The organism is Catenulispora yoronensis (assembly GCF_039531695.1).
Classification (GTDB): domain Bacteria; phylum Actinomycetota; class Actinomycetes; order Streptomycetales; family Catenulisporaceae; genus Catenulispora; species Catenulispora yoronensis.
Window position 1 is genome coordinate 1 of sequence record NZ_BAAAQN010000129.1, and the last position, 3,880, is coordinate 3,880.

General features: G+C 68.2%; 3 protein-coding genes. 2 read left to right on the top strand and 1 reads right to left on the bottom strand.

Translation table 11 applies throughout. The features are described 5' to 3' along the window. Positions 1-263 precede the first annotated feature (263 nt). Complete coding sequence (locus ABD481_RS46270; protein ID WP_425559442.1) at positions 264-416, top strand: hypothetical protein; 153 nt, start codon at positions 264-266, stop codon at positions 414-416. Positions 417-581: 165 nt separating this feature from the next. Here the strand turns inward: ABD481_RS46270 and ABD481_RS46275 are convergent, their stop codons facing one another. Further along, the gene (locus tag ABD481_RS46275; RefSeq protein WP_344672307.1) at positions 582-1,673 is read right to left on the bottom strand and encodes a LacI family DNA-binding transcriptional regulator; all 1,092 of its coding nucleotides are present in this window, start codon (positions 1,671-1,673) and stop codon (positions 582-584) included. A gap of 250 nt (positions 1,674-1,923) precedes the next feature. On the opposite strand from ABD481_RS46275, the gene ABD481_RS46280 reads away from it, so the two are divergent. Beyond that, on the top strand, positions 1,924-3,880 hold a 1,957-nt coding region (locus tag ABD481_RS46280; protein ID WP_344672308.1), incomplete at its 3' end, for a GH92 family glycosyl hydrolase.

The following is a 3,880-nucleotide window of genomic DNA, read 5'->3' on the forward strand; positions in this document are numbered from 1 at the left end:
GTGTCAAGTTCATGCAAGCCCAACCGCAGCCCAACAACCATCACCGCAGCGGCATGGACTTGATACCTGGGCGGCGGTGCTGTACCCGTAGGGCTGCCGACGTGAGCGAGGGGAACAAACCCCCACCTCACAAACCGCCGCCGCAGGGACTAGCAGCCACCCCCCTATGGAGCAGCGCCAGTTCTCCGAGGGATCAGAGGCCCTCGCCGGAGGCGCCTGCCTTACCCAGCTTTTGACTTTGCCTGGCTCTTGACTTTTGCGACATGCGCAACCTGCCGCCCCAGGACCTCTGCCCCGTCAACCTCTCGGAGCACGTAGCGATCGGCACCACCGACAAGATCGCGCTGCCCGAGACAGTCAACACGCTGGACCCGGCTCACGCCTCGGCCACCGGTTGTTGGTCGGCGCTGTCGTAGGCATACTCTCGAAGGCTGCGCCCAAGGCTGAACCCGAGGCTGAGCCCAGCGCCGCGCGTGCCACCCCGGCGCAAACAGCGGACGGCCCCTGAGCAGCTCGCCGAGCGGTGTCGCGGTTCTCGTTGACGCGACACCGCCGGCGGGCCCGGCACCGGCTGGGCCTCATCACTCCCCCGCCTCGCCTGTCCCCGCCAGCTCCGCTACCTCCGCCACCTTCCCTGTCCCCGCCACCTCCACCACCTTCGCCGCTTCCGCCATCTCCCCCACCTTCCCCCCGGACCCCCGATCCACGAACCGCGTCTCCAACACCACCGACCTCGGCGCCGCGTCGTCCCCGTCGATCCGCCCGAACAGCAGCTGCGCAGCCGTCCGCCCTAGCGCGGCGGGGTCCTGACTCACCACCGACACCGGCGGATTCAGTTTGTCCGCCAACAGGAAGTCGTCGAAGCCGACCAGGGCGAAGCGCCGGGATGCCCCGGCCTCGACGGCGCCGAGTGTCACCAGGTCGTTGCCGGAGAACAGCGCGGTTGGCGGTGCGGAGGAGGCCATCAGTTCGCCGATCGCGGCGGCCGCTTCCTGGTGTCCGCGCAGACCGTGGCGTACCAACGCCGTGTCGACCGCGAGCCCGGCGGCGGCCAGTGCTTCTTCGTACCCTGCGAAGCGTTCCCGCTGGGTCCAGATCTCCTGGCGGTCCCCCAGGTACGCGATGCGGCGGTGACCGTGGACGAGCAGATGCCGGACCGCGGTGCCCGCCCCGGCACGGTTGTCGACGGCGACGCAGTCCACGGGCAAGCCGGCGGCCGGCCGGTCGACGCAGACCACCTTCACCCCGCGCGCCATCTGTGCGCGGAAGAAGGCCCGGTTGCCGCCGGTCGGCACCAGCACCAGGCCGTCGACCTGGCGGGCGCAGAACGCGGAGACCACGTCGCGCTCCCGCCGCGGATCGTCGTTGGTGCTGCCGACCAGCACCAGGAACCCACGGCGGTAGGCCTCGTCCTCGACCGAGCGCGCCAGCGCCGAGAAGAACGGGTTGGCCAGATCGTCGACCACCAAGCCGATGGTCCGCGAGTCCTGGGCCTTGCGCCGCAGATTCCGCGCGATGTCGTTGCGCTGATACCCCAGCGTCCTGATGGCCTCCTCGACGCGCGCCGCCGTCTGCGGCGCCACCCCCGCCTCCCCGGCCACCACCCGCGACACCGTCATCAAAGACACCCCGGCCGCCCGCGCCACATCCTTCATCGTGGGCCGCTCCGCCATCACCCCTCCCGCCCTCGCGCCCTGTCTCCCAACTCCCGGCTCCCCACTCCCTCTGACTCCCTCTGACTCCCTACCGACTCCCTCTACCACTCCCGTTACCACACCTGCCAGGTAACGTTACCAGGCTCAAATCCCCCTCGTGCCCATTGACAACTCATCTCAGGAGCCAGACAATCCCCGGTGCGCTGTGAACGTTCACAATCAGCCAGTCAGTCCTCCTCTGTCAGTCCTCCCCGAGAGAAGAGACACCGTGACCGGTCCGAGCCACAGACCCCACCGCCACCGCATCACCTCCCTGATCACCTCCACGGTCCTGCTCGCCGCCGCCACCGCCGCCGGCACCGTCCTCAGCACCGGCGCCGCGCACGCCGCCGGCTTCGTCGCCGACCCGGCCTCGACGGTCAACACCTTGGTGATGACCAGCGGCGGCGGCAACGACTTCCCGGGCGCCGACGTGCCGTTCGGCATGGTCCAGTGGAGCCCGGACTCCCCCAACGGCAGCCGCAACGACGGCGGCGGCTACGACTACGGCGCCACCTCCACCCGCGGCTTCTCGCTGACGCACATGGCCGGCCCCGGCTGCGGCGCGATGGGCGACGTGCCGATCCTGCCGATGACCGGCGCCCTGCCCTCCGGCGACCCCGGCGTGCACACCGAGCCGCTGTCGCACACCGGCGAGGTCGGCAACGCCGGCTACTACACCGTGACCACCGGCTCCAGCGCGGTGAAGACCGAGCTGACCGCCACCCCGCACACCGGCATGGCCCGCTTCACCTACCCGTCGACCAACCAGGCCGACGTCCTGATCAAGCTGATGGACAGCCAGAACGGCACCTCGGCCACCTCGGCGCAGATCGTCGGCACCAACGAGGTCACCGGCACCGCCACCAGCGGCAACTTCTGCGGTGAGGCCGGCAGCTACACGGTCCGCTTCGACATGGTCTTCGACCAGCCGTTCACCGCCTCGCAGATCATCACCGAGACCGGCCAGCCCGGCCCGAACTCGGTGTTCCTGACCTTCAACGCCAGCTCCAACCACGCGGTGCAGGCCAAGGTCGGTCTGTCGTTCGTCAGCGCCGCCAACGCCAAGGCGAACCTGACCGCGGAGAACACCGGCTTCGACTTCAACGCGACCCAGACCGCGGCGCACAACAGCTGGAACACCCTGCTGAACAAGGTCCAGATCGCAGGCGGCACCGCGGCGCAGCAACAGCTGTTCTACACCTCGCTGTACCACGTGCTGCTGCACCCGAACCTGGTGAGCGACGTCAACGGCCAGTACATGGGCTTCGACAACGCCGTGCACACGGCCGCGTCCGGCCACGGCCAGTACGACCAGTTCTCCGGCTGGGACGTCTATCACGCCCAGACCCAACTCTCAGCACTGGTCGCGCCGACCCAGACCTCTGACATAGCCCAGTCGCTGGTGAACGACTACGCCCAGGGCGGCACGTTCCCGCAGTGGGGCTTCATGAACTTCTACAACTGGGTGATGGCCGGCGACCCGGCGACCGCCGCACTGGCGAACTACTACGCCTTCGGCGCCACCAACTTCGACACCGCCACCGCACTGTCGGACATGCTCCACGAAGCCACCACGGACAACAACGTGCGCCGCGGCACCACACTGGAGAACACCTACGGCTACCTGCCGGACGATCTGTACAACGGCAACCTCGGCTGCTGCAACGTACACGGCTCGGCCGCCAGCCTCCTCGAATACGACCAGGCCGACTTCGCCCTCTCCCGCTTCGCCGCCACCCTCGGCGACTCGGCCAACGCCACGAAGTTCAACGCCCGGGCCAACAACTGGAAGCACATCTTCAACACCGGCAACGGCCTGATCAACCCGACGAACGCCAACGGCGACTTCGTCAGCATCACCCCGACCAGTTCCAACGGCTTCATCGAGGGCACTGCAGCCCAGTACCGCTTCGTCGTGCCCTTCGATCAGCCCGCCGAGGCCAAGCTGCTGGGCGGCAACTCGGCCACCAACTCGCTGCTGGACAGCTTCTTCACCACCATGGACGGCTCCAACGGCAACCAGTCCTTCCTGTCCAACGAATTCGACCTGGGCACACCCTGGTTCTACAACTGGACCGGCGCACCCTCCCACACCCAATCCGTCGTCAACCGCATGCTCAACCAGTTCTACAAAGACACCCCCACCTCCGCGGCCTTCCCCAACAACGACGACCTCGGCACCA